The following is a 24,195-nucleotide window of genomic DNA, read 5'->3' on the forward strand; positions in this document are numbered from 1 at the left end:
CGCGTGCCAGGGGCCGATCGGGCTACCCTGGCTTCACGGTCGGGTCCTCACGAGGACGTCCGGCACCGCGGTGATGAGTGGGGTGGGCGTATCAGCGAGGGCGTGCGATCGGTACCCGGGGCCGGTCCGGGTTCGTCGTCGGGCGCCGAGGCGTCCACGATGAACCGGGTCCGGCGGGTACTGGCGATCAAACCTTTCCGGCGGCTCTGGGGCGTCACGTACCTGTGCAGCGTGGCCGACTGGCTGAACATCCTGGCCCTCACCGGCCTGGCCACGAAGCTGACGGACAACTACTTCGCGCAGAACTTCGCCTTCGTCGGCGTCGTCCTGACCGGCTTGGCCCCGGGGCTGCTCTTCGCCCCGATCGGCGGGCTGCTCGCGGACCGGTTCGACCGCCGCAAGGTGATGGTCGTCGCCGACCTGCTGCGGTGCGGCTTCCTGCTGTCCATCGCGATCGTCAGCGCGCCTTGGTGGCTGCTCGCCGGCAACTTCCTCGTCGGCTGCGCGTCGAGCATGTGGATCCCCTCGAAAGAGGCCGCGGTCCCGAACCTGCTCCGCCGCCCCGACCAGGTCGAGACGGCCAACCAGCTCGGCATGGTGATGACCTACGGCCTCGCCGTCATCACCGCGGCCGGCGCGAACGCGGTCATCACCGGCGTCAACACGACGTTCCACCTGTTCCCCGGCGACCCGAGTCTCAACATCGCGAAGCTGGTCGTGGTCATCACCGGCCTGCTCTACCTGGCCAGTGCGATCCTGATCGCCACGCGGATCCCCGAGCTGTCGCTGCGCAACGTCCACGCGACGCCGGAGCAGAAGGTCAAGCTGGCCGACGAAGAGAAGCTCGGCATCGGCGCGATGATCGCTGACGGCTTCCGGTTCATTCGCAGCACACCCCTCGTGCGCGGGCTGCTGGTGGGCGCGTTCGGCGCGTTCGTCGCCGGCGGCGCCGTGATCGGCTCGGCCAAGCCGTACTCCTCGAGCCTGCTGGCCGGTGACTCGGCGTTCAGCCTGCTCGTCCTCGCCGTCTTCCTCGGCCTCGCCACCGGCATGGTCTTCGCGCCGAAGCTCGCCCGCCGGCTCCCGCACGACCGGCTGTTCGGCCTCTCGATCGTCGCGGCCGCGATCTCGCTCGGTTTCGTGGCACTGTCCCCGCACCTGACCGTCTCGCTGATCGCCGTGGTGCTGGTCGGCATCTGCGCCGGCACCGCGTTCCTCACCGGTGTGACGATCATCGGCTCGCGCGTCGAGGACGCCATCCGCGGCCGGATCAACGCGATCTACCAGCTGATGATGAAGCTGGTGCTGTTCGGCACCACTGTCACCGTGCCGCTGCTCGTCGGCGCGGTGCACCGGCACACGATCACCGTCTGGGGCAACCCGCTCACCATCGACGGCACGCGCCCGGTGATGCTCGTCGGCGCCGCGATCGCGCTGGTCGCCGGCCTCTTCGCCTACCGGCAGATGGACGACAAGCGCACCGAGCCGATCCTCGCCGACCTGCGCAACGCGCTGCGCCGCACGCCACGGCGCGTCAACGGCTTCCTCATCGCCGTCGAGGGCACCACCGCGATCAACACCGCCATCCAAGCCGTCAACCTCGCCGATTGGATGCGGGGCGGCACCCGGCCGGTCGTCGTCGCCGCGGACCCGGCGCTCGACGACCAGCGGCTCACCGCGCTCGTCTCCGGCGCCTCCCTCACCGGGGCGCGGGCTCAGGCGCTGGCCGCCGCCGCGGTGCGGGCCGACATCGTGGAGCGGCACGTCCAGCCGGCGCTCGACGCCGGTTCGGTGGTCGTGATGGAGCGGTTCGTCGACTCGCCGCTGGCGCACCTGTCCGCCGTCGCCGGGTTGGACAGCGACGAGCTCGAAGGCCTCGCCGACTGGGCGACCGGCCGCCTGCGCCCGGACCTGACGATCCTGCTGGACTCCGCCCCGAACGGCGCACCGCGCGACAAGTCGGCCACGATGAACGACCAGTGGCGCGTCCAGCACCTGCTCACCGAGATGGCCGCGGCGGACCCGGAGCGGTACGTCGTGGTCGACGCCGACGGCACGGACGTCGAGGTCGCCGAGCGCATCCGTACCGCGCTGCGCGCCGTGTTCGTCGGCCGGCTGTCCGCCCTGGCGCCGACCTCGGAGAAGCCGGTGACACTCCCGCTCGAAACGCTGCCCCTCGAGACCCCGGAAGAGCCTCGCGTGGAGGCGAAGTGACGACGACCGAACGCATCGGCGTCTGGAACCAGCTGGTCGGCCAGGAACCCGCGGTCGAGACGCTGAGCGCCGCTGCGGCGGCGGCCGCCAAGATCGTCGCGGGCGAGCCCGCGCCGCCCGGCGCCATGACGCACGCGTGGCTGCTCACCGGGCCGCCCGGCTCCGGCCGCTCGGTGGCCGCCCGGACGTTCGCCGCGGCCCTGCAGTGCAGCACCGGCACCGGCTGCGACGCCTGCCCCGGCTGCCACACGACGATGGCGGGCACGCACGCCGACGTCCGGCTCGTGGTGCCGGAAGGCCTGTCGATCTCGGTCGCGGAGATGCGCGCGCTGGTGCAGGCCGCCGCGCGGCGCCCGACGACCGGCAACTGGCAGGTCGTCGTCATCGAGGACGCGGACAGGCTCACCGAAGGCGCGTCGAACGCTCTGCTGAAGGCCGTCGAGGAGCCGCCGGACCGCACGGTGTTCCTGCTGTGCGCGCCGTCGGACCACCCCGAGGACGTCTCGGTGACGATCCGGTCGCGCTGCCGCCTGGTGACGCTCCGGACGCCGCCGCCGGAGGCGATCGCCGACGTGCTGGTGCGCCGCGACCACGTCGACCCCGAACGGGCGCAGTGGGCCGCTTCCGTGTGCGGCGGTCACGTCGGCCGCGCGCGCCGGCTCGCCACCGACGAGGCCGCGCGGCAGCGCCGGGCCACCGTGCTGCGGATCCCGCTCGGCCTCCGCCGGATGAGCGACGTCTTCACGTGCGCCGACCAGCTGATCAGCGCGGCCGAAGCCGACGCGGGGGAGGCGAGCAAGTCCCGCGACGAGGATGAGCGCAACGAGCTGCGGACCGCGATGGGCGGCGACGGCATCGGCAAGGGCGTCGCCGGCGCGAAGCGAGCCGCCGAAGCCGCGGTCAAGCAGCTCGAGAAGAAGCAGAAGTCCCGGGCGACCCGCACCCAGCGCGACACGCTCGACCTGGCGCTGGTCGACCTCGTCGGGTTCTACCGCGACGTCCTGGTGGTGGGGACCGGCTCCGGCGCGACGCTCAACCACCCGGACCACGCCGACCAGATCCGCGAAGCGGCCTCGGCGTGGACGCCCGAGTCGACGCTTCGCCGCCTCGAAGCGGTGCTCGAATGCCGCGAGGCGATCGATCTGAACGTGAAGCCGCGCATCGCCGTCGAGGCGATGGTCACGACGCTTCGCCAAGGCTGAAACGCCAACCGCTGAACGCAAAGGAACCCGCCAGGCGGCACCTGGCGGGTTCCTTCACACCCCTCGAGTCACTCGCGCGGACGGGGCGACGGCTTGAACGGCTTTTCTTCGACGGCGATGGCCAGCGGGCGCCGGCGTCCGCCCGGCATCGCGGCCACCATGACCACGCCGAGCAGCAGCATCGCGGTGCCGGTCCAGAACAGCGGCACCGTGTCGTACGCGCCACCGGTGTAGGCCAGGTTCTTCACCGGCCCCTTCGGCGCCTCGCCGCCCGCGGGCGGCGGCGTCGACGCGGTCCCGCAGACCACACCGCCGGTCGGCGCGTACGCGCGGGCGACCTGCTCGCCGAGCGACAGCTGGGCCAGCGACGAGGGCAGGTTCTTCGCCTGGTCGTCCGGCAGCAGGCTCTTGAGCTTGGTCGTCGGCAGCAGCTGCAGGTCGAACATCCGCGCCGACGCGCCCAGCTGGAAGCCCGCGAACGGCGTGGTCATGTTCGCCGACTTCTGGTCGAGCCCGGCGATGCTCAGCCGCAGCACACCGAGGTCGAGCACGGTGCCGGCGGTGGTCCCGACCTGCTGCACCGGACCGTCGAGCGGCGCCAGGAGGCCGCCGACCACCGGCAGGTCCTTCAGCTTGCCGAACTGGTCGCTCAGCGGCTTCAGCGGCAGCCCGATCGGGACGTCCTTCGTGGGGTGCGTCGCGTCGAGCGTGTACAGCACCTTGCCGCCGGCCTCGATGCTCAGCACCGGCGCGGTGTACTCGACCTTGGACGTCTTCGCGTCGCCGGTGGAGGTCACCTTGAGCGTCGGCTGGCTGACCACCTTGACGCTCAGTGCCAGCGGCGTGCCCTTGAGGATCTCGATGTCCGCGGCCTGCAGTGTCGACGTCGACTGCACGGCCTTGTTCTTCGAGCCGGGGATGTCGACGAGCGTCACCTGCGACCGTGACGACAGCGTGTTCGGCAGGCTCAGCAGCGACCCGTTGCCGTCGGCGGCGGTCTGCCCGCCGCCCTGCAGCAGGCCGCCGAGGCTCTGCAGCCCCTTGGTCAGGTCGAACCCGCTCGCCAGCGAGGTCGGGTCGAGCTTCGGCTTCAGCGCGTCCAGGCCCAGGTTCGGCATCGACGGCACGACGTTCAGCAGCGAGAGGCTGGCCACCGACGTGCTGGCGTCGGCGATGGTGTCGACGCACGGGCCGAGCGTCTGGCTCCAGCGGGCGTGCGCGCTCCCGTTGAGCAGGCCCACGTTGAGCAGCGGATTCGACGGCGCGTTGAGCCCCCCGCTGACCGGCTGCGGGTTGTCCGGCAAGGCCGTCTGCACAACACTGCCCGGCGTCTGCGGCGCGTTCCCGCCGATCGACAGCCCGAAGGGAGACGCCTGCGCGACCGCCTTTTCGTAGCTGAGGTAGGCGTCCGAGTTCGCGGACGCGCTCGACAGCCCCATCCCGGCCTCGAGCGCGGACTGCTTCGGCAAGGTCTGCCCGAACCCCGGAAGGATCGTGTTCGTCGGCACGGCGTTGGGCAGCAGCCGGATGATCCCGAGCGCGGTCCCGGCATCCCCGACGGCCTGCCCCAGAGGCTGCGGCCCGATCGGCGCGGAGATGGGCGCCTGCCCCGGATTCGCCGGCTGCGGGATCGGCGTAGTCGGATAGGTCGAGTCGGCAGTCGCCGGCGCCGCGCTGAGCAGGAGCAACGCAGCAGCCGCCGGCAGGGCCGCCGAGCGGGGCAGTCTTCGCCGCATGTGCCAGAGCCTCCATAGTGGGTCGGCCGGGGAGTGAGACCGGCGTCATAGGGCCCTAACGACGATCCCCCCGAAAAGTAACGACGACAGCTTCCGCTACACTTGCGGTCGTCGCCAGCGCAAGCCGGAGACACGCCGCCTTAGCTCAGTCGGCCAGAGCGATTCACTCGTAATGAATAGGTCAGGGGTTCGATTCCCCTAGGCGGCTCCACCACTTGACCAGGGACTTTCCGAACTTCGGGGAGTCCCTGGTTGCTTTCTGTGTAGCCATCCGTGTAGCCAACCCGGAGTTACGCTGGCTACATGACCAGCGCAAACGGCCCTCGGAAGCGCACTCGCGGCGAGATCGTGAAGCTCCCCAGCGGGTCACTCAGGGTGAAGGTCTACGCGGGCATCGACCCTGTGACCAAGAAGCGGTACTACCTCGACGAGGTGGTGTCCGCTGGTCCCAAGGCCGCCGCCGAGGCGGAGAAGCTTCGGACCAAGTTCCTCAACCAGGTGGACGAAAAGCGCAGCTCACGAACCCGCGCGACCGTGACTCAGCTGCTTGACCGGTACTTCGAGCTGGTCAAGATCGAAGAAACCACCCGCACGGGTTACGAATCTCTGGTGCGGAACCACATCCAGCCTCTGCTCGGGGAGACGGCCCTCGGCAAGCTCGACGGCGAGATTCTGGATTCGTTCTACAGGCAGCTTGGGAAGTGTCGCGCTCACTGTCAGGGGCGCGGGTTCGTCGAACACCGCACCGATCGGCCGCACGAGTGCGACAACCGCTGCGGACCGCACAAGTGCAAGCCACTGGCCGACAGCTCGATCCGCAAGGTTCAGGCGATCCTGTCCGGCGCTGGCAAGCGCGCGGTTCGCTGGGGCTGGATCGGCGTCAACCCGTTCGACCTCGCCGAGCCGCTCCCGGTGGCTCGCCCCGAGCCGAAGCCGCCGACGGTGGAGCAGGCCGCTCGCATCGCTTCGGAGGCGTGGCGAGATCTCGATTGGGGAATGCTCGTCTGGCTCGCGTTCATCACGGGCGCGCGCCGAGGCGAGCTGTGCGCTCTGGCGTGGGATCGGCTCGACTTCTCGACCCGGGTCCTGACGATCCGGAGCAGCATTGCCCAGTCGGGAGGCAAGACGTGGGAGAAGCCGACGAAGACGCACCAGCAGCGCCGCATCTCCCTCGACGAGCGAACCGTGGCGCTGTTGCGCTCGTACCACGAGCACTGCGCAGAGCGCGCCGGGTTGAAGGCTCTGAAGCCCGAGGCCCGGATCTTCTCGCTCGCTCCGGACGGCAGCACGTGGCTCAAGCCCGACTCGGTGAGCCAGCGCTACGCCCGGATGTGTAACCGCCTGGGTTGGGATATGAACATTCACCAGCTCAGGCACTACTCGGCAACCGAGCTGATCGCGGCCGGCACGGACATTCGAACGGTCGCCGGACGCCTCGGCCACGGTGGCGGTGGCTCAACGACCTTGAAGGTCTACAGCGCGTGGGTTGCGGAGGCCGACGACCGCGCATCCAGCACCCTCGCCGGGCGTCTGCCTGATCTGCCGGTCGCGCTCAGCGCTGAAGGCGAGCTCGCGCCGGTGACGCCGGTCGTCGCGCCCGAGGATGAGAGCCCGTACAAGCGCATCGCGAAGGACCTTCAGGGAGCGATCGTGGCTGGAGTGCTCGCCCCTGGCCACCAGCTTCCTACCGTCGTCGATCTCGCGAAGCGGTACAAGGTGTCGTTCGGGACTGCTCAGCGCGCCATAGCGCAACTGAGGGCCGCCGGGCTGGTGAGCGTGAGCCGAGGCAAGCGCGCCGTGGTCGTCGACCCGACCGCGACGCCCAACGCCGAGTCCGCGAAGGTAATCGGTTTGGGATCTTTCCGGCACTAGGCGAGTTCAGGGTGTGAGGTAGTACGATCAGCCACGAAGCCGGACTTACTTGCGTGTTATGCGGGAGATGATCACAGAGTTGCGAACCGCCTAGGTCGTTCGCAACTCTGTGGCCATCTCCCGCATAACACGCAAGTAAGTGCAGCTCCATCGCAATCGCAAGTCAGCAGAGCGCTCCTGCTCCTTATGGGCGCGTGCTCTGCATGGGTTGAGAAGGAGCTGCACGTGTTCGTATTGCCGTCTGGCACGCCGGGCTGGGCGATCTTAGGTGCCCTCGGCATCATCGCAGTTTCCCTTGTGATCGTTAGGGTTGCTGGACGCAGTCTTCCGACCAGCTCAGTGGACCGGAAAGAGTGGTGGGCAGACCGCAGGCAAGCCCAACGGCTGCGACGAGAGGCTCGTCGGAGTTGGCGCAGGGAGATCTGGCGTCGACGAGATGCCCGTCGAAACCTCTCAGCGGAGGTGCCGAAGGTCTATGTTGTCGTCATATCGACGAAATCTAGTGCTCGGAGAACGGGCCCGTAGATCTGCGTGGCAGGAACGAACCGCGTCAGGTCGGTGTGGTCCACCCAGATCGCTGCGACGTTCTCGACGACGTCGACGTTGCGTGCCTCGCCTGCCACGTAGTCACACAGGACGTACTCGCACAGCACGCCGGTCGTCGGGTGCAGTCGCGTGCCGAGCTTGCGCGTCACGACGCAATGGACGTCCGTTTCGGCGAGCGTCTCGCGTACCGCGACCACGGCCGGGTGCCCGCCCGGCTTGACGACTCCGGCGGGGAACTGCCACGAAATGCCGTTCGCGTCTTCGGACCGTCGGCAGACGATCAGCACCTCGGAGCCGCGGACCACGACGGCCACCGCAACCCGCAGCGGCTGAAACGTCGTCCCGGTCGGCCGGTCGAGCGGCGCAAGTAACTCGTCGATGGCGACGCCGAAGATGCGTTCCAAGAGGCGAGCGGTAGCCGGGCGGACCGTGCCGAGCGGTCTCCCGTCAGGGTGGACACCGGCGACGAGTCGGCCGAGGTGCCGAACGCTGAGCGTGCCCGGCTCGTCGTGTTCGCGCGAACTTCTCGGCGAACTCGGCGAATTCCTCGAAGGTCTGCCGTCGCTCCCAGATCAGCTGTTCGAGCAGCGTTCGGGGTGCCGGCTGTTCTCCGTCCCTGTCCTGCATCTCCGCTCCCTGAGTCATCCCTATGGCGCTCACAAGTCGTGTCGGGGTCCTGGTTGGCAACCCGCGCCCGCCAGAGACTTATTTCATTCTGTCACAAAGGTCAATTTTGACCCATCATGGAAGGCTTGCGGGTGAGCAACGAACGGCCGGGAAAGGTCGCTGGGTTGTATCTGAGCTGGCATCGCTGTGTCGCTGACGGTCGCGATCATGCGGTGATCGATGAACAGTTCTTGGCCGGGATGCAGGCGAGACAAGGGCGGTACGAGACGGTCTGCGGCCACGTCCTCAACGCCGAGTCGCTTCTCTTTGCGCCGGGTACTCCGTGCGCGCGCTGTCATACGTACCTGGCCGCGCTCGCCTCACTGCGCGATGTGGCCGCGCGGATGGCAGGCCCTCGGCATCGGAAGGGCAGCAGCTGGCGACGGCTGTTCGCTCGCTCCTGTACTCCGATCGGTGTCGGCCGGACCGAGGTTCCGTCGGGCACGGTCGGCACCCCGATCGCGCTCATTCCCGCCGGACGCCACGCGCTGCGGGGTGCCCGGTGACGGTGCGCCTGTTCCTTGCACGTCCGTTGCCGGGCACGGTCGGCGAGACGCGCCGAGTGGTCCACGTGTTCGAGGTACCGCCGGAAGACACGGTGCCCAAGCGGTTAACCGCGCTGTGCGGTTCGTCGTTCGGCCGTCGCGAGCTTGAGCGGCTCGACCATCCAAAAGGGATGCCGTGCGAGTCATGTCTACGGCGGACGCCCACCCCGGAACCCACCTCCGTGGTGGTGGAGGAGGGGCGTTCCATCCCGCTCGCGAACATCAGCATGGATCTCGAACCACTGCTGCTCGCGCCCAATCGGTTGTTCGTCGTGACGTTGCTGTCCGAGAGGCAGTGGTGCACGTACGGGTTCATCGGCACGGCCCTGGGGATCACCTCGCCGAGCCTTTCGAGGCACTTGGCCAGGCTCCGTGAGGCGGGAATCGTGGAGACCCACAAGTGTGGCCGAGGACTGCAAGCGCGCTTGACGCGTGAGGGAAGCGAGCGGCTTGTCAACCATCTGCAGGCGTTGCAAGCCGTGGTTTCTCGCGCAGCCATCCTGGTCGCGACAGCCGCTTGGAGCGACAGCCAGGCGGCGGGCTCGGATGCGTGACATCCGCCGGTGACGTCTCAGGTTGGAGTGCCTGGGCTGCCCAGCAGGACGGTTGAGACGGGTTTCGTAGGACCCGTCTCAGCCGTCACACACCACGTTTCCCCTGGTCGAAGATGATTTATACCCGTCACGCCGCTTGAGACGGCGTGACGGGTAACTGAGACGGGTTACGGGTCGTCCTCCTCGTCTCCGGGATCGAGCATGCCCGCCGCCACGGCGTCGACGGCCGCCCGGATGTCAGCCGTGGCGTAGCCGCGCACCTGCTTCGTCCGGCCGTCCTCGGCGGGCACCCGGAACCGCTCGGAACGGCACCCGTAGTCGCTCATCTGCCGCCCGAACGCGGTCGGCTCGACGTCGAGCGCGTCGACCAGTTCGGCAGTCGGCACGAAGTCCCGGCCACCGTCGCCGAGGTCATCACCGAGGTACTCGACGACGGCAGCAAGCGGCTCGGGCAGCTCGACCCGTTCGGCGGCCGCCGTCGCCGGTTCGTTGCTGCCCGACCCGATCGCGCGTGCCACAGCCGCGTGGTCGAGTTCGGGTTGGGTGTCCTGCCCGGCCGCATGTCCGGTGAGCGTTCCCGCTTCCTCCCGCAATGCCCGGCCTTGCTGGCAGATGGTCTGCCAGTCCTCGTTCGGCATGTAGTAGGTCCGGACCGTCATCGCGAGGACGTCGGCCCCGGCCGCAGTGTCGCCATCCGGCCGCAGGATGCCCACGCCCTTGTGAGACGGCAAGAGCCGACTGGAGTCGAACCCGCGCGTGTTCATCTGCTCGCCGAGCACGATGTTGGAGTCGCGCCAGTCCATCACCCGCAGCGCGAATCGCGAGCCGAGCACCGCCCGCAGCCCGGACGGGATGGTCTTCGAGTCCGGCCGCTGCGTGGCCAGCACGAGCACGATTCCGGCCGCAGGTCCCTTCTTCGCCAACCACGTCAGCAGCTCGCCGACGTAGTCACCTGTGTTCACCTTCTTCCCCTGGACCACGACGGGTGTCCGGTCCTCTAAGGGCACCTGCACCTCATCGATGAAGATTGCGGTGATCGGCATGTTCAGCGAGCTGTCGCGGGACATCTCCGGCGTGACCTTCGACTCCGGGCAGGTCAGGTCATCCAAATCCCGCATCCGCCGGAACCGGCCCTGAACCTCGCCGACCAGCTCGACCAGCCAGTCCACCAGGGTCAGCACGTGGTCAGGTTCATCGCCGGACATGAACCGGTGGGCGACCTGGCCGGCGGCATCCCAGTCCTTCCCGGCCTTGAAGTCCGCCACGTACAACCGGACCCACGCGTCCAGGATCAGGCCGGCGGCCGCGAGCCGGGCGGAGAACGTCTTGCCCTGCCGGGGGATCGCCCCGACGAGCAGGGACGTCCACACGAGCGGCAGGTCGACTCGCCGGTCCCGGGCATCCCGGCCGAACGGCACCGGCCGCCACGCGTCCCACCGGGACACCCCGAGCAGCGGCGTCCGCACGGGCGGCTTGCTGTAGGGGTCTTCATCGGCCACCCACATCGACACACGGCCGGCATGGCCACCGTTGCCGCGGACGCGTTCCACGATGAGCTGCACCTCATCGACTGCCAGCGCCGACGCGAGCGCATCCCGGTTCTTCACGACGTCGGCAGCCTTGCGGGTCGCCGGGAGATCGACCGTGATCGCCCACCCGTCGCCGACCCGCGTGGCGCGCTCGACCAGCCGAAGCGCTTCGTCCTTGCCGATCAACTTCGCGTCCCGGAACGCGTCCACCAGGACCTGCGGGTCCATCGTCCACGTCAGCGTCCGAGGACCGGCCAGCGCCGGTTTCCGGCCCGGACTGCCGACCTTTCGGCGCCCGAGGATCGCAAGCGTCACGGACACCACGGCCCCGGCGATCCACAGCGGATCGGAGCCGTACACGAGATCCACCACAGCCACCACGACAGCGGCGACGGCGGCCACTGCGCCGGTGACCTTCCACCGGAACAGCGTCAGCTCGCGGATCTCGGTGAACTTGTCGGCGAGCTTCTCCGACTCCTCGGCCGCCGTCCGGTAGTCGGCGACGCGGATCCACCGGCGCCACCACCGCGCGCCGACCACGAGACCGCGCACCACGGCGCCGCAGTAGCGCCACGGCGACCGCAGCACCGCCACCGTGGCGTCCTTTGCTGCCTGCACCGCCTGCGGCTTGCTCTTCAGCCACAGCGGCACCCGAGGCGAGTGCAGCCACCACCGCGCGAACCGGCGCCGGACGGTCCGGCGGCGTGGCTGCGGCAACGTGTCATCGATCAACTCGCCGTCCAGCACCGGCCCGACGTGCTCGACTGAGGACGCGACCCGGGCGGCAAGCGTCGTGCCGTTCACGGACTCAGCCGTTGTGTTCACGGAGACGTTCTCGGCGTTCATGACTCGTGCTCCCTTCCGGGCTCGGTGGTGTCGAGTTCCGCCGCGAGCGCGGCGGCGAGCCGAGGTGACAGGCCGCGCGAGCAGCCGGTGACCTCACGAACCCACGCCGGGGTGACGACGACGCCGACCGACCAGGCAGCACGCGCGTCGGCGAGGTAGTCGGCAAACAACTTGCGTCGCGCGACTGCCGTCCGGTGCGGCTTGCGCTCGGCAGGCTCCTGAACCACCGGCGCACTGACTGGCTCGGTCTGGTCGACGGCATTCGTGAACGCCACGTTCACAGCCTCGGTGAGCTTGTCCCGTAGATCCGTGATCGCCTCAGCAGCCGCGAACACGATCAGCGGAGGCACAGAGTGCAGCACAACCCCGGACAACGAACCGGCTGCAAACGACGCCCACGTGTTCATGACGTAGGTGGCGCCGAGCGCGAGCCACTTCGCCGCGCGAACCCACCGGCCCGTGTGGACCTGGTACCGCGCGGTGACCTGCTCGGCCCGCAGGATCGCCAGCAGTACCAGCGACACCGTGGGGTCGAGCAACCACGCGGCCAACCATGGCAGCGACCACGCGACCGAGCCGGCGGAGGCGAACCACTGCACGTTGGCCATCGTGAACGCCAGCCCGAGCACGATCCCGGCCCAGCACAGCCGGTCCACCTGGGACCGGACGCGCTCGACCCGCAGAGCGATCACGTCAGGGTGGTCCTGCCAGCGGCGAACCTCAGCCGCGTCCGCAGCGTCGAGCGCCAGCCGCTGCGCCCTGGTCGGGCCGGGCGGCCGCCCGGAGGCGGCCACCCCTTCCAACCCTCGGAGTTCTTTCGTGTTTTCCGTCATCGCCGACCACCGCCGTGCCTGGTGGTGTCCATCGACGTGACCGTCAGAGCCCGGGTGAACACGTGGGCGGCGATCAGGTCCGGCACACCGAGCACCACGAGCAGCAGCGTCGGATTGCCGGGGTGCGTGATCACCAGCCACTGAACGCCCGTGAACGCGGCACCCGTGAACAGGACGCGTCCTGCCAGCGAGACGACCCGTGCGGATGCGCGGGCCGCGTCGGCGGCGCGGCCCGCCTTGCGTGTACCGAACCGCCAGACCACGAACAAGGCGAGCAGGACACCGATCCCGGCGAGGATCTGAGTCGGCGTGAGGTTGACCGTCATCGCTGCTCACCCCGTCCGCGACCGGCGCGGCGCTCCCGCCAGGCCTGATGGACGGCCCGTCGGTCGGACTCCGGCAGCGCGCCCCAGACCCCGACCGTGTCGGCGCCGGCCGACCGCAGTTCGAGTTCCAGACACTCGCTCATGACCGGGCACCCGGCGCACAGCCGAGCTGCCAGTTCCCGGTCCGGTTCGTCCTCTCCGGACAACTCCGGCATCTCTGAGCGGTCGAAGGCCCAGAAGCACAGGCCGTCCCGCGTCACCACCTCGGCGAGCACGTCGTCCGGCACGACGGCGTACCGATCGAGGTAGGCGGCAATCTTTTTGAAGTTGTCCCGGCTCACCACGACGCACCTCCCGCCCGGTCGGCTTCGCGCTCCATCCGGCGCTTGGCGATCAGTTCGGCGAGGTCGATGCAGCCGCCCGACGCCGTGACCTCGGCAATCAGCTCGTTCAGGGCGGCGGCGGGAACGACGTACCGAGTGCGGATGCGGACTGCGGGGAAGGCGTCGTCCCGGATGGCGCGGTACAGCGTCACCGGGTTGACGCGCAGAATGCGCGCCACTTCCCCGACTGTGTAGAACGTCGGTCCGACGTTCAGGTTGGTATCCATGAGTGACCCTTTGATCGAAAGACTTATTTAATCCATGAATATGGGATGATTTAATCCCGAAAACGCACAAAGAGGCCCGAATGTGTCCGCGTGGGCGCGGAGAGTGGGCCGCGGAATCGCGAGCCGCGCTAGTCTCGGCGTCGAGGCGGAGCGCGGAGGGATACGTGTCGGAAGACTGGGCGGCAGTCGCAAGAGCGATCAATCAGCGCATGGCCGAGCTCGATCTCAGCCAGCGCGAGCTCATTGCGCGCTCGCAGGTCTCCAAAGCGACCGTCCGCGAAATCCAGCACAACACGGCGCAGCGGCGTCGGAGCGACCGCACGCTTGAGGCGCTGTCCCTCGCGCTTGACCTGCACGCTGGCCACCTGGCCGCGGTGCTTGCAGGCCGTCGGCCACCGGAGATAGGGGAGCCGGCGCCGCGCGGTGACGACGATATTCCTGGTCGCCTTGCAGTCATCGAGCATCAACTGCGGGAAATCACTGCTCGGCTCCGTGAAATGAGTGCGGTGAACGAACGCCTCGACGAGATAAGCATTAGCGTCGAAACGGTGCTCGACCGCATCTCGAACGGGCGGGAACCGCGTCGCTGACTGGGGGTTCGGATGGCTTGTTTTCATGCATCTCAGTCAACGCCGAACCGTCGTATCAAACGATGCATGACCAGTGCTGTTCCGGTGCATAGCCAGTGCAGAAGCAGTGCACTTTCCGGCCTCCGGAGGTGCGCGTGGACTTCGTAAGCGAGTGGACCGGGCGGACCGCGGCCGCTCTGCAGGCTGCTCTACGGATGAGCAATGAGGCCTTCGCGAAGCACCTGGACATCGCGGTGAGAACGGTCGCCGCGTGGCACGCTAAGCCGGACGTCACGCCGAGACAGGAGATGCAGGAGCTGTTAGACACGGCCTTCGAGCGTGCGTCAGTGTCGGCCAAGGCGCGGTTTAAACACCTGGTCGAGCTGGATGACGGGCACGGGACTCCTGGCGTCAGCCGTGAGTCGGTCCAGGCTCTGACGGTCGCGATCGCCGTCGTGACCGATGAGTCGCGAGTCCTCATCGTGTGCCGGCGCGGTGACGATGGCGACGGCGTCTCCTGGCAGTTCCCGGCGGGGATGGTGAAGCCTGGACAGGCGCCGGAAAGTGTGGCGATCAAAGAGACTCTCGGTGAAACGGGGGTGCACTGCGCTGTGGTGCGAAAGCTCGGTGCGCGGCTTCACCCGATTACACACGTCCAGGCGGAGTACATGCTGTGTGAGTACCTGACGGGGGAGGCGCAGAACATGGATGTCCTGGAGAATGTTAATGTGGCTTGGGTTGAAAAGTCTAAGCTGACGAAGTTCATACCGGCGGATCGAATCTTTCCGCCCATATTGGAAGCCTTAAAGGAGTCGGAATGACCGAAACCGCGGCAGTCGGCGAAAAGAAGTCGATCGCATCCGCTATCACCGTGCACGAGGGTCGCGTGCTCCTTGTGCGACGTCGTGTCAAGGAGGGTAGTCTTTCGTGGCAGTTCCCCGGTGGAGAAATTGAGGAAGGTGAGTCGGCGACCGAAGCCGCGGTTCGCGAGACGCGCGAAGAGACCGGCCTTGAAGTCAAAGACGTATCTGTGCTTGGTGAACGCGTCCACCCGAACACGGGACGTACGATGATTTACGTCGCGTGTCAGGTTGTCGGCGGTACGGCGACCGTTGTCGACGATGACGAACTCGCCGAACTTGCTTGGTCAGATGGCACGCAGTTGACAGATTACGTTCCTTACCCGTTCTACGGTCCGGTGCAAGAATTCCTTGATGGAAACCTGTCCAGCTGATTCAGTGTTACCACGCCCATAATGGCCGGAGGATAAAGCGCTCCCATGATGGACTTTCTGTCGCGCTGGGACTGGGGAAATGTCCCGTCATGGGCTGGCGCAGTGTCGCTACTTTTGGCCTTTCGTATATTCCTGCGCGACAGGAATAATTCCGAAAGGCGGCACGTGGATAAGTTGGGAGTTTGGTTTGTCACGGAATACCGTCCCGTCGAGCCATGGCGTACCGACCCTGTCGACAACATTCGCGTGGTAGCCCATGTCAGAAATGCCAGTGAGACTCCTATTGAAGTCGCGCAGTTGGCGTATGAAGTAGGCACTGTCTGGAGTGTTGCGGACCGGGCGCAGTGGACCCCTCCGAAAGAAGACGAGGAGTTCGTGGGCCCGGGTATTTGGATGCATGGGCCTGGTCTAGACTCTGCCAAATGCTTCAATGGTGACTTTGTGGTGCCGCCAGGCGAAACCTTAGAGCTCCCCAACGTATTGAGCGTGGTTAATATGGCTCCCGAGGACGCAAAACAGCTCACTGTCTTCGGGGGCGTAAAATGCCATACACTATGGGTGCTCGCCATCGACAACGCAGGTCGTCGATGGCGGCTAAGTCCCCGGCAAGGCGCGGCGCATCCCGTTGGGGTTCTTACTCGTAGGCGTGATTTCTATCCAAAAGGCTGGGGGCACAACTTCACGCCCAGTCCACTACGCAATTTTTTCGCAAAAATTCGGTCTCGTGTCAATGGTAGGTGAGCTAGGCAAAAGATTCGGACTTGCAAACGGCCTGAACTACTATCTGTGGCCGCGGGCCGTTTAGCTCCCCTAATGCAATACGTCGCACAAGCGTTCGCTTACTACGTCAGCATGTAGTAAGGCTGGGATCGGTATGCCGCCAACAGAAATACGTTCACTTGCAACATCCCCAACTGAGTCTGACGGTAGTTCGTCCAGTAGGGCAATCGCCCGCTTTGCCCACTCGCTGGCTGCGTCGAAACGACGCTTGCCATCAATATCATTGTCGCGGTAGCGGAACGCCAACGCGTACGCGGTTTCAGCTGCTGCCCGCTTGTTGCAAATGAATTCGGCATCAAACGCTGCATGAAGGTCGCTAAGCGACACGCGGTTCTCAGTCTCGTGGGCCATGATGGCACCTGTTAGTATGCGAATTTTTCGGCCATTGTCTCGTATTCGAACTGCTCTGCTTCGGCGAACCAAAGTTCAACTTCATATTTGGCTTCTTCCGAGTTGCCGGACGCATGCACGAGGTTCATAACGGCTTTGCCACTCGCTTCGGATGATGACTTCGTCTGGTGGGCGTAGTCGCCTCGCACGGTGCCGGGAGCGGCGTCGCTCGGGAACGTGCCGCCGATGATCTTCCGCACCTTGGCCACCGCGTCGACTCCTTCGAGCGCAAGCGCGATGACTGGCCCAGACTGCATGAAAGCGGCAGTCGTGTTGTAGACGCTAGCTCCGGCGCGCTCTTCAAGGTCGAAGTAGTGCTTTCGAGTGAAGTCGGCGTCCATGTGCTTCATTTTGACGCCAACGATTTTCAAAGCAGCGTCTTCGAAGCGTAGAAGGACACGGCCGGCAAGTCCTCGCGCGAGCGTGTCCGGCTTGAGCAGGACGAGCGTTCGCTCGACGCCGAGGTCAGAGGAGTCGGTCATGTTATCCCTTTCGTCATAGGAACGAAGTCGATCGTCGTGTTCTTGTAATTGGCAGACTAAGAGAAAACTACAAGGTCGTCTTCAATAGAATTGCTTCTGCTTCGGCGATTCCTGGAGGAAGTAGCGTTACCGTTCCTGACGTCTCGTCAAATTCGATAAGGCGCTCCTTGTGTGCTGGCCGCAAAATATCTCGACGTAGTCGAGCCTTTTGTGGATGCTCAAGCCACGCCAAAAGCTCATTTTCGGACACGGTATCGGGCTTGGATAAAAGTAGAAGGAGGGCGCGCTGCCTCCAGGTCAACCCTTGAGCTAAGACCCTGCGCTTGTCGCCATCTATCCACAGTAGTTCCGTTTCGCGCTGCGTTAGAGACTCAATAACCGCCGCGGCCTCATCTGTCGACAGTGAGTGCAACTCTCTAATAATTTCGGAGAGCAGCCATTTGCTCATGTAGAGAACAACTGTTGCATCCATGTGGTTCGGATCGATGCTTGCGCCTGCGTGTCCGACGCCCCGGTTATTCCTGATTTCGTATAGGGCGACGATAATTCTAGGTATTTGGATTCTGAACGATCGACTTGCGTTCGTTTCCTTCTCTAACTGCTTGCAAGCGTCGAGCATATTGCGGGGGCCGCTTGCGCGAGGTGGGTAATTGCCGTCGATGTGTCCTCGGACAACGCTGTACGCTGCTTCGCAGAGCTTGCCGCCGTTAAGCTCTGCGGGCTCCCAATGGCGCTGCCTGTAGTTCTTAGCTATTTCGTTGAAGGCGCCAAGTAGGTCGTCCCGCAGTCCGGAAGGTAAGACACTCAGGGCCGAAGATGCTGAAACCGTCATTTTGCGCCGACCTTCAGCCGAGTCGAGACACAATCCATTGCACGCCTTCATGTGTTAGTTTGTAAGTTTTCCTTGCCTGCTTTGAGCTGCCAGACTTCTTGAGCTGCAAGACTAAGGCAGGTTTCCTGGTCTGATTGGCGGTTAATGACTTAGTCACATTCCCAAGAGCATGGCCCAGGTGTTTTAGCTCGGCGTTGGCTTCGGCTCCGCCAAAAGAAGGCTTTCCTAGTACAATCTGGAACCAGTATCCTGCGACGAGCGCTTTTTCGGGTTCCGTCTTAGGGGCTACGGCATGGAAAAGCTCGGCGAAATGCTCGAAGCGAGAGTCGCTCGGTTCTTCTGTCGGTGTCGTCGTTGGCTTGGAGACGCTTGCTGGAGGAACTTCTGAGGCTTGCGTCGCGAGTGCCGGTGTGTCCAGCCCTGCGGTATTCGGGATTGATGTGTCGTACCGATCGAATGCCCAACGAAGTACTCGACTGCGGACTGTGTCGTCGAGTGGTGCTAGCGCGGAGGTCAAGGCTGACATTGCCTCGATTTCCGGGTCAATCTGCGAGTTGGTCACCTGGTTTGCCTCTCGAGCTGCCAGCGGAAGTAACCGGACAGGTTACCAAGCGGGCGACAGTTTGCAGCGGCACGATTGGGTGATTGTCGCTGACTTGTCAGCCAGGCCGGTTGCCGTGCGGAGGAGGTCTGTCTCGGCCGGCGGATGCACGCGTGTGCTTGTCGCACGTTGTATCCGCAACCGTCGGTGTGCCCGGAAGCGGCATACCTGTCAACGGCCCGGGCGCGACACGGGGTCACGTTGAGTGACGAAGGCGCAACGGGTCCGGCGCGCCACAAGCCATAAGCTCGCTCGGCCGACGTGTAGCCATCTGTGTCGCGAACTGGAGCACCTCGGGCAGCTTCGAGCGCGTGTAGCCATACTTCGAACAACTGAAGTACCAGGTAGACAGTGTTGTGATGAGAATCACAGACACTCGTAATGAATAGGTCAGGGGTTCGATTCCCCTAGGCGGCTCCGCAGGTCAGGCCCCCATCCGAGACACCTCGGGTGGGGCTTGATTCGTCTGGTGAATGTCTAAGACGCCTTGCCGGGGATGGCGAAGATTCCGCAGGCTCACCCATCGCGGGGAAGGCCACTCCATCGCGACGGCGCTCCGATGGACCAGTTCGTCACGACGGTGCTGCTGTGCTCGACCACCCGCGAGATCTCCTGAATCGGCATACCCGAAGCCACCGGTTGGCCTCGGTCTGCAAGCCCAGGCGGGCTCTCAACTCGCATGTTCAGAGGTTCCTTTCTTGTTCAAGGCGGCTAGCGTCGATCAGCACCGTGCGTAACAGTGCGAGCGGAAGAAGCGACTGTGTGCGGTAGCAGAGGGAGGAGTCATGGTGGCTGGTCAGGTTGTGCCGATGCGCTTCGGTGGAGTCGAAGTACTAGTAGCGACGGTCCCTGTGGCGGGAACGGAACCAACGTCGAAGTTCGGTGATGCCGGCGCGAAGGCACTGGATGCGTTCAGCCGAGCGCACGAGGTGATCGTCGGTGCGGCAGCGTCCACAGTTGAGGTCCTGGGCAAGCTGGCAGCCGAGTCGGCGCGGCCGACCAAGCTGGAAGTCGAGTTTGGGCTCGGGTTTTCGGCCAAAGGGAACGTGATCGTCGCGGGCGGATCGGTCGACGCGACATTGAAGGTGAAGCTGACCTACGAGCCCGACGCTGCGAAGTAGCCCCCATGTCGCCGGACTCGCGCATTCGCGCATATCTGGGGCGAGTGCTCACTGACGAGGGCGCCTCGGTTGGTACGTGTTTCCAGGTATCGCCGGGTGTGCTGGTCACGGCGTGGCATGTCCTGAACGATCTCGGCCGTGGTGCCGAACATGACACCGTTAGCGTCGACGCGCTCAACGGCGCGACCGAACCCGCCACGGCAGAGGTCATCCGGACCGATCCGCTGCACGATCTAGCCGTGCTGCGGGTGGCACAGCCGTTGCCCGACTCGGTGGCCGGTTGGTTCGCGACTGACTGGGCGCAGCTCAACGATCCCGTCGTGGTCACCGGGGTCGTTGAGGTGGACGACCCCGAACATGAGTACGGGCACCTGGACGCACCCGGCTTCTGGGCGGGTGGGACAACCCGCGACCGGCAGGTGCCGCTGGGGCGGTTGTCGGCCAAAGACGTCATGAAGGGCATGAGCGGCGCCCCGGTCCGGCGAATCTCCGACGACCGGGTGGTCGGGGTCGTGTCGGCCCGCTACAACGCCGCCGATGGCTGGCTGGAGCATTCGGTGTGGGTCGCCCGTACCGAAGACGTCGAGAGGCTGCTCGCCGACGTCGCGGACGTGACGGTCGACGGCGCGCCGGATCTGGGCGAGGCTGTCGACCTGGTCCTGTCGGTCACCGAGACAGAGGTCCGGCTGACCGGTCCAGGTACTTCTGTCGTCGCGTCGCATCGCGGGGTCAGCCCAGGGTTGGTTGCGGCGCTGGGCGATGTGCGCCGGGCCCGGGCACGCGCTGGCGCTGTAGACCGCACGATCACGTCCGACGCGGAACGGGCCGAGTCGATGGGAGCGGTATCGCTGCGGCGGGCTGGGCAGTTGCTGGCGGAATCGTTCTTGCCCGGTCCGGTCGCGGACGCGCTGGCGCGGATGGTGCGGCGAGCCACGGCAGAGCACGTGCCGGTGCGCATTGGTGTGGACGCGCCGGGATGGCCCGGCTTGCCCTGGGAGGCCCTGCCGGACCCGGAGTCCTCCCGGCCGCTGGCGTTGTGCCCGCTGGTCACGGTGTTCCGTCAGGTGCGAGCACCGAAGGTTCGCATGATTGCGGGGCCGCTGCGGATTCTGGTCGCGATCTCCGCCCCGGAGCACAGCGGCGGTGCGGTGCTGGACTACGAACGCGAACTCCGCAACGTGGTCGCGGCGGTCCGCGGCGCCCGCGCCGGGGAGGCGGACGTGCGGGTGGTGCCATTCGCGACGACCGCGGCGATCCGCGCCGCCCTGGACGAGGCGCCCGCACACGTCTTGCACCTGTCCAGCCATGGTGGCCCTGGTGTCCTCTACCTCGAAAACGAGGACGGCACTGCCCGAAAAATGACCGCGGAAGAGCTGGTGGAGGAGGCGGTCCCACCAGGGAAGATGCCGCCGGTGATCTGCTTGGCCGCCTGCTACACCGACGTTCCCGGCGAAGAGGGAGCGCCGTCGCTGGCGGCGAACCTGATCGAGCATGGCGCGAGCGTCGTGATCGGGACTGAGACCTCCGTGACCGACTGGTATGCCACCTCGCTCTTCGCTCGCGTGTACCAGGAACTCGCTCAGTCTTCGGTCCCGGACGTGGTGGCTGCGGTCGCTGATGCCCGTCGGATCGTTCAGCTGCAGCTGGCTGCCTCGCAGCATCCGCGGGAGAGCGCCCTGGCCGCACTGGATGAGTGGAGCGTTGTCACTGTCCTGGCTGGCTCCGGCTCGACACGGGTATTCGACCCGGCAAAACACGAGCCACCGGCGATGCGGGAGAACAAATCCGTGGCCGGCTTGCCGTGGCGTGGTCACGGCAACTTCGTTGGACGCCGCCGCGAACAGAGAGCCTTGCCAGCCGCTTTGGCTGGGCGTGCGGTCAGCGGTGTTGTGCTGCACGGAATCGGTGGTGTCGGGAAGACGACCTTGGCCGCGGAGCTGCTGCAGCATCTGCAGTTTCCGGTGATTGCCGTGTGTGCAGGCGAAGTGTCGGTAGATGACGTGCTCGCTGCGGTGACCGGTGCGTTGCGGCGTCATCTGGCGACACAGGGCCGCAACGAACAGCTGCTGCGCATTGTCGGCTACGCCGACCAGGTCAGCGAGGCGTGGCAGGACCGGTTCACTGTCTTACGCGAACACGTGTTCAGCCAGGTCCCGGTGCTGCTGGTGCTCGACAACTTCGAGGACAACCTCATTGACCGGCAGCTCGGCGACGACGCGCTCGCAAATCTGCTGGCCCGCTGGGCGATGGATCCGGGCGAGAGCCGGTTGCTGGTTACGTCCCGTTATGAGTTCGCGTTGCCCGGTGACGCTCACCGGAATCTGCGGTCGTCGCTGGTCGGGCCAATGTCGATGGCCGAGACGTTCAAGCTGATTTGGGCACTGCCAGCGCTGGACCAGCTGGAAGATAATGATCTCGAGAGGGTGTGGCGGCTGGTCGGTGGGCATCCCCGCAGCCTCGAATACCTCGACGCTCTCCTCAACCACGGGCACGCCCGTTATCACGACGTCACCGCACGCTTGAGCAAGGCGCTGCAGGCCCATCCCGAGGCTCGGGCTGCGGTGACTGCCGACAGGCTTGATGCTGTGCTGGCGCAGACGGTGACGCTGATCGCTGATGAGGTCCTGCTCGACGCACTCGTGCACACAATCGAGGAGCACCCCGGTGCACGTGAACTGCTGCTCGGCGCGTCCGTCTACCGGGAACCGGTAGAGCTCGCTGCGCTGCTGTTCCAGATCGGGGACGTCAACGAGGACGCTGCACATGTGCCGGACCGCCGAGGCTCGCAGCAACGTATCCTAGCTGTGCTTGAACAACACCACATCCCGCTGGCCGAGTTCGACGTCGGCAATTCGCCAGCGCAGGTGCTGGCCCAGATTCAACCCGACCTCGACGAACTCGCGGCTATGCCGACACCACCACGGGCGACGTCATACGACCTTGGCGACCTCGTCGCGGAGCTGGCAGCGACCACTCTGCTGACCGCAGACTCTGAGACCAGCACAGTGTTTGTGCATCGCTGGACCGCCTCCGCTCTCGAACGCCGCTGCCACGACGACGAGCTGCAGCAAGCACACCGCAAGGCTGCGGAATACTGGAACTGGCGCATCAAGGTCTGGCCTCAAGACCGCGACGCGGACCTGCACGACGCGCTGGAGGCGCGCCACCACCTCATCGCGGGTGACCAACTCGACGATGCAGAAGCGATCAGTCAGGTCGTCGCTCGCCGGCTTCATGTCGTGGGCGCCTGGGATCACGAGCTAGCACTCATTCATCACACACTCGCTGTCCTGGCACGCACACCGAGACAAATAGCCTATTGGCAGCACGTGCTCGGCATGCTCGCCCAGGCTCGGGGTGACTATGCCGAAGCCGAACGTCGCTACACCGACTCCTTCACCATCCTGGAGGAGCTCGGCGACCGCGCCGGCATGGCCAGCAGTTACCACCAGCTCGGCATTCTCGCCTACCTCCTGGGTGACTATGCCGAAGCCGAACGCCGCTACACCGACTCCCTCGTCATCAATGAGGAGCTCGGCGACCGCGCCGGCATGGCCAGCAGCTACCACCAGCTCGGCATGCTCGCCCAGGCCCGGGGTGACTATGCCGAAGCTGAACGTCGCTACACCAGCTCCCTCGCCATCCTGGAGGAGCTCGGCGACCGCGCCAACATGGCCAGCAGCTACGGACAGCTCGGCATTCTCGCTCAGACCCGGGGTGACTATGCCGAAGCTGAACGTCGCTACACCGACTCTCTCGCCATCCTGGAGGAGCTCGGCGACCGCGCCGGCATGGCCATCAGCTACCACCAGCTCGGCATTCTCGCCCAGATCCGGGGTGACTATGCCGAAGCCGAACGCCGCCACACCGACTCCCTCGTCATCAATGAGGAGCTCGGCGACCGCGCCGGCATGGCCAGCAGCTACCACCAGTTCGGCATGCTCGCCCAGGACCGGGGTGACTATGCCGAAGCTGAACGTCGCTACACCGACTCCCTCGCCATCCTGGAGGAGCTCGGCGACCGCGCCAAAATGGCCATCAGCTACCACCAGCTCGGCATGCTCGCCCAGGTCCGGGGTGACTATGCCGAAGCTGAACGTCGCTACACCGACTCCCTCGCCATCCTGGAGGAGCTCGGCGACCGTGCCAACATGGCCTTCAGCTACGGACAGCTCGGCATTCTCGCCCAGGACCGGGGTGACTATGCCGAAGCTGAACGTCGCTACACCGACTCCCTCGTCATCAATGAGGAGCTCGGCGACCGTGCCGGCATGGCCAGCACAGTCAGTCAGCTCGGAACTCTCGCTGAAGCGATGAACGACCATGTCGGTGCTGTCACGCGTCACGCGCGCGCCGCCTACTTGCGTTTCCAGCTGCAGCTACGCGAACAGGTTTTTGATCTTCGGCGACTTCAGTCCCTCCGCGAAGTGCTGGGAGTGCAACGATTTGCCGAGGCAGTGCGAGGAGCTATCGGCGAAGACGCAGCTACTGCACTGACGACTGTTCTGGAAAGCGACGGGGTCAAAGATTAACCGCCCAAGAACTCGCTGACGTACCACTTTCAGTAGGGCGACCATCTACTCGAACCGCTACACCGACATCCGTAGCCGCTGACCAGTCATTCGCGAAGGCAACTTTCCAACCGCTAGCGCGATAGCCTGTTCCCACTCCTGCACTGCTGTTGGTGGTCCCACAACGGTCGCAGGC

21 protein-coding genes and 1 tRNA gene are annotated in these 24,195 nt (G+C 65.8%); 11 read left to right on the forward strand and 11 right to left on the reverse strand.

Going from position 1 to position 24,195, the window contains the following annotated elements:
- The first annotated feature begins 102 nt into the window (after positions 1-102).
- Together AB0M30_RS03985 and AB0M30_RS03990 are read left to right on the forward strand one after the other, a co-directional pair.
- Positions 103-2,214, forward strand: coding sequence for a dTMP kinase (locus tag AB0M30_RS03985; protein WP_364579455.1), 2,112 nt, complete (start codon positions 103-105; stop codon positions 2,212-2,214).
- Positions 2,211-3,416 (forward strand): DNA polymerase III subunit delta', encoded by a 1,206-nt coding sequence (locus AB0M30_RS03990; protein ID WP_103340667.1) that lies wholly within the window; start codon positions 2,211-2,213, stop codon positions 3,414-3,416. The genes AB0M30_RS03985 and AB0M30_RS03990 overlap by 4 nt, the downstream gene beginning before the upstream one ends.
- A 68-nt stretch (positions 3,417-3,484) precedes the next feature.
- On the opposite strand, the gene AB0M30_RS03995 is transcribed toward AB0M30_RS03990, so the two are convergent.
- Positions 3,485-5,152 carry a hypothetical protein gene (locus AB0M30_RS03995; protein ID WP_364579459.1) on the reverse strand — a complete coding sequence of 556 codons (1,668 nt, stop codon included), beginning with the start codon at positions 5,150-5,152 and terminating at the stop codon, positions 3,485-3,487.
- A gap of 134 nt (positions 5,153-5,286) precedes the next feature.
- Here AB0M30_RS03995 and AB0M30_RS04000 point away from each other — a divergent pair.
- Both AB0M30_RS04000 and AB0M30_RS04005 read left to right on the forward strand, forming a co-directional pair.
- Positions 5,287-5,363 (forward strand) — tRNA-Thr (locus AB0M30_RS04000).
- A 92-nt stretch (positions 5,364-5,455) separates the two neighbouring features.
- Positions 5,456-7,024, forward strand: a complete 1,569-nt coding sequence (locus AB0M30_RS04005; RefSeq protein ID WP_364579461.1) for a tyrosine-type recombinase/integrase — start codon at positions 5,456-5,458, stop codon at positions 7,022-7,024.
- Positions 7,025-7,497: 473 nt separating this feature from the next.
- Here the strand turns inward: AB0M30_RS04005 and AB0M30_RS04010 are convergent, their stop codons facing one another.
- On the reverse strand, positions 7,498-7,974 hold the full coding sequence (locus tag AB0M30_RS04010; RefSeq protein WP_364579464.1) for an NUDIX domain-containing protein: 477 nt from the start codon (positions 7,972-7,974) through the stop codon (positions 7,498-7,500).
- Positions 7,975-8,328: 354 nt separating this feature from the next.
- Between AB0M30_RS04010 and AB0M30_RS04015 the strand changes: the two genes are divergently transcribed.
- Entirely contained in the window at positions 8,329-8,742 is a 414-nt protein-coding gene (locus AB0M30_RS04015; RefSeq protein ID WP_364579466.1) for a hypothetical protein, read from the forward strand.
- Entirely contained in the window at positions 8,739-9,335 is a 597-nt protein-coding gene (locus AB0M30_RS04020) for a helix-turn-helix transcriptional regulator (protein WP_364579468.1), read from the forward strand. Before AB0M30_RS04015 ends, AB0M30_RS04020 begins: the two co-directional genes overlap by 4 nt.
- A 167-nt stretch (positions 9,336-9,502) precedes the next feature.
- Here the strand turns inward: AB0M30_RS04020 and AB0M30_RS04025 are convergent, their stop codons facing one another.
- Genes AB0M30_RS04025 through AB0M30_RS04045 form a run of 5 tightly spaced genes read right to left on the reverse strand, consistent with a single transcriptional unit; the run spans position 9,503 to position 13,479 of the window.
- Positions 9,503-11,710 carry a cell division protein FtsK gene (locus AB0M30_RS04025; RefSeq protein ID WP_364579471.1) on the reverse strand — a complete coding sequence of 736 codons (2,208 nt, stop codon included), beginning with the start codon at positions 11,708-11,710 and terminating at the stop codon, positions 9,503-9,505.
- The gene (locus tag AB0M30_RS04030) at positions 11,707-12,543 is read right to left on the reverse strand and encodes a hypothetical protein (protein ID WP_364579472.1); all 837 of its coding nucleotides are present in this window, start codon (positions 12,541-12,543) and stop codon (positions 11,707-11,709) included. The genes AB0M30_RS04025 and AB0M30_RS04030 overlap by 4 nt, the downstream gene beginning before the upstream one ends.
- Complete coding sequence (locus AB0M30_RS04035; protein ID WP_364579474.1) at positions 12,540-12,869, reverse strand: hypothetical protein; 330 nt, start codon at positions 12,867-12,869, stop codon at positions 12,540-12,542. The genes AB0M30_RS04030 and AB0M30_RS04035 overlap by 4 nt, the downstream gene beginning before the upstream one ends.
- Complete coding sequence (locus tag AB0M30_RS04040) at positions 12,866-13,210, reverse strand: WhiB family transcriptional regulator (protein ID WP_364579476.1); 345 nt, start codon at positions 13,208-13,210, stop codon at positions 12,866-12,868. The genes AB0M30_RS04035 and AB0M30_RS04040 overlap by 4 nt, the downstream gene beginning before the upstream one ends.
- Complete coding sequence (locus AB0M30_RS04045) at positions 13,207-13,479, reverse strand: helix-turn-helix domain-containing protein (protein ID WP_364579478.1); 273 nt, start codon at positions 13,477-13,479, stop codon at positions 13,207-13,209. Before AB0M30_RS04045 ends, AB0M30_RS04040 begins: the two co-directional genes overlap by 4 nt.
- 164 nt (positions 13,480-13,643) lie before the next feature.
- Here AB0M30_RS04045 and AB0M30_RS04050 point away from each other — a divergent pair, with 164 nt between their 5' ends.
- The 3 genes from AB0M30_RS04050 (at position 13,644) to AB0M30_RS04060 (ending at position 15,282) form a co-directional block, all read left to right on the forward strand.
- Entirely contained in the window at positions 13,644-14,069 is a 426-nt protein-coding gene (locus AB0M30_RS04050; protein ID WP_364579480.1) for a transcriptional regulator, read from the forward strand.
- Between the two features lie 134 nt (positions 14,070-14,203).
- Positions 14,204-14,869: an NUDIX domain-containing protein gene (locus tag AB0M30_RS04055; protein ID WP_364579483.1), complete on the forward strand. Its 666-nt coding sequence runs from the start codon at positions 14,204-14,206 to the stop codon at positions 14,867-14,869.
- Complete coding sequence (locus tag AB0M30_RS04060; protein WP_364579486.1) at positions 14,866-15,282, forward strand: NUDIX hydrolase; 417 nt, start codon at positions 14,866-14,868, stop codon at positions 15,280-15,282. Before AB0M30_RS04055 ends, AB0M30_RS04060 begins: the two co-directional genes overlap by 4 nt.
- 810 nt (positions 15,283-16,092) lie before the next feature.
- On the opposite strand, the gene AB0M30_RS04065 is transcribed toward AB0M30_RS04060, so the two are convergent.
- The 4 genes from AB0M30_RS04065 to AB0M30_RS04080 all read right to left on the reverse strand — a co-directional run bounded on the left by AB0M30_RS04065 (position 16,093) and on the right by AB0M30_RS04080 (position 18,328).
- Positions 16,093-16,413, reverse strand: coding sequence for a hypothetical protein (locus AB0M30_RS04065; protein WP_364579489.1), 321 nt, complete (start codon positions 16,411-16,413; stop codon positions 16,093-16,095).
- Between the two features lie 11 nt (positions 16,414-16,424).
- The gene (locus AB0M30_RS04070; protein WP_364579492.1) at positions 16,425-16,934 is read right to left on the reverse strand and encodes a nucleoside-diphosphate kinase; all 510 of its coding nucleotides are present in this window, start codon (positions 16,932-16,934) and stop codon (positions 16,425-16,427) included.
- A 67-nt stretch (positions 16,935-17,001) separates the two neighbouring features.
- Complete coding sequence (locus AB0M30_RS04075) at positions 17,002-17,766, reverse strand: hypothetical protein (RefSeq protein ID WP_364579495.1); 765 nt, start codon at positions 17,764-17,766, stop codon at positions 17,002-17,004.
- A 13-nt stretch (positions 17,767-17,779) separates the two neighbouring features.
- A complete protein-coding gene (locus AB0M30_RS04080) occupies positions 17,780-18,328 on the reverse strand; it encodes a hypothetical protein (RefSeq protein ID WP_364579498.1) in 549 nt (182 codons plus the stop codon).
- 824 nt (positions 18,329-19,152) lie between these two features.
- On the opposite strand from AB0M30_RS04080, the gene AB0M30_RS04085 reads away from it, so the two are divergent.
- Positions 19,153-19,488 (forward strand): CU044_2847 family protein, encoded by a 336-nt coding sequence (locus AB0M30_RS04085; RefSeq protein WP_364579500.1) that lies wholly within the window; start codon positions 19,153-19,155, stop codon positions 19,486-19,488.
- Positions 19,489-19,532: 44 nt separating this feature from the next.
- The gene (locus tag AB0M30_RS04090; RefSeq protein ID WP_364579503.1) at positions 19,533-24,020 is read left to right on the forward strand and encodes a tetratricopeptide repeat protein; all 4,488 of its coding nucleotides are present in this window, start codon (positions 19,533-19,535) and stop codon (positions 24,018-24,020) included.
- Positions 24,021-24,195 lie beyond the last annotated feature (175 nt).

The sequence above is a fragment of the Amycolatopsis sp. NPDC051716 genome (genome assembly GCF_040681595.1).
Lineage (GTDB): Bacteria > Actinomycetota > Actinomycetes > Mycobacteriales > Pseudonocardiaceae > Amycolatopsis.

What these genes read in the sequence shown, in the direction of transcription:
- AB0M30_RS03995 (WP_364579459.1), bottom strand. Translation starts at nt 5,152, where the DNA reads ATGCGGCGAAGACTGCCCCGCTCGGCGGCCCTGCCGGCGGCTGCTGCG.
- AB0M30_RS04005 (WP_364579461.1), top strand. Translation starts at nt 5,456, where the DNA reads ATGACCAGCGCAAACGGCCCTCGGAAGCGCACTCGCGGCGAGATCGTG.
- AB0M30_RS04025 (WP_364579471.1), bottom strand. Translation starts at nt 11,710, where the DNA reads ATGAACGCCGAGAACGTCTCCGTGAACACAACGGCTGAGTCCGTGAAC.
- AB0M30_RS04030 (WP_364579472.1), bottom strand. Translation starts at nt 12,543, where the DNA reads ATGACGGAAAACACGAAAGAACTCCGAGGGTTGGAAGGGGTGGCCGCC.
- AB0M30_RS04035 (WP_364579474.1), bottom strand. Translation starts at nt 12,869, where the DNA reads ATGACGGTCAACCTCACGCCGACTCAGATCCTCGCCGGGATCGGTGTC.
- AB0M30_RS04045 (WP_364579478.1), bottom strand. Translation starts at nt 13,479, where the DNA reads ATGGATACCAACCTGAACGTCGGACCGACGTTCTACACAGTCGGGGAA.
- AB0M30_RS04060 (WP_364579486.1), top strand. Translation starts at nt 14,866, where the DNA reads ATGACCGAAACCGCGGCAGTCGGCGAAAAGAAGTCGATCGCATCCGCT.
- AB0M30_RS04065 (WP_364579489.1), bottom strand. Translation starts at nt 16,413, where the DNA reads ATGGCCCACGAGACTGAGAACCGCGTGTCGCTTAGCGACCTTCATGCA.
- AB0M30_RS04070 (WP_364579492.1), bottom strand. Translation starts at nt 16,934, where the DNA reads ATGACCGACTCCTCTGACCTCGGCGTCGAGCGAACGCTCGTCCTGCTC.
- AB0M30_RS04075 (WP_364579495.1), bottom strand. Translation starts at nt 17,766, where the DNA reads ATGACGGTTTCAGCATCTTCGGCCCTGAGTGTCTTACCTTCCGGACTG.
- AB0M30_RS04085 (WP_364579500.1), top strand. Translation starts at nt 19,153, where the DNA reads ATGGTGGCTGGTCAGGTTGTGCCGATGCGCTTCGGTGGAGTCGAAGTA.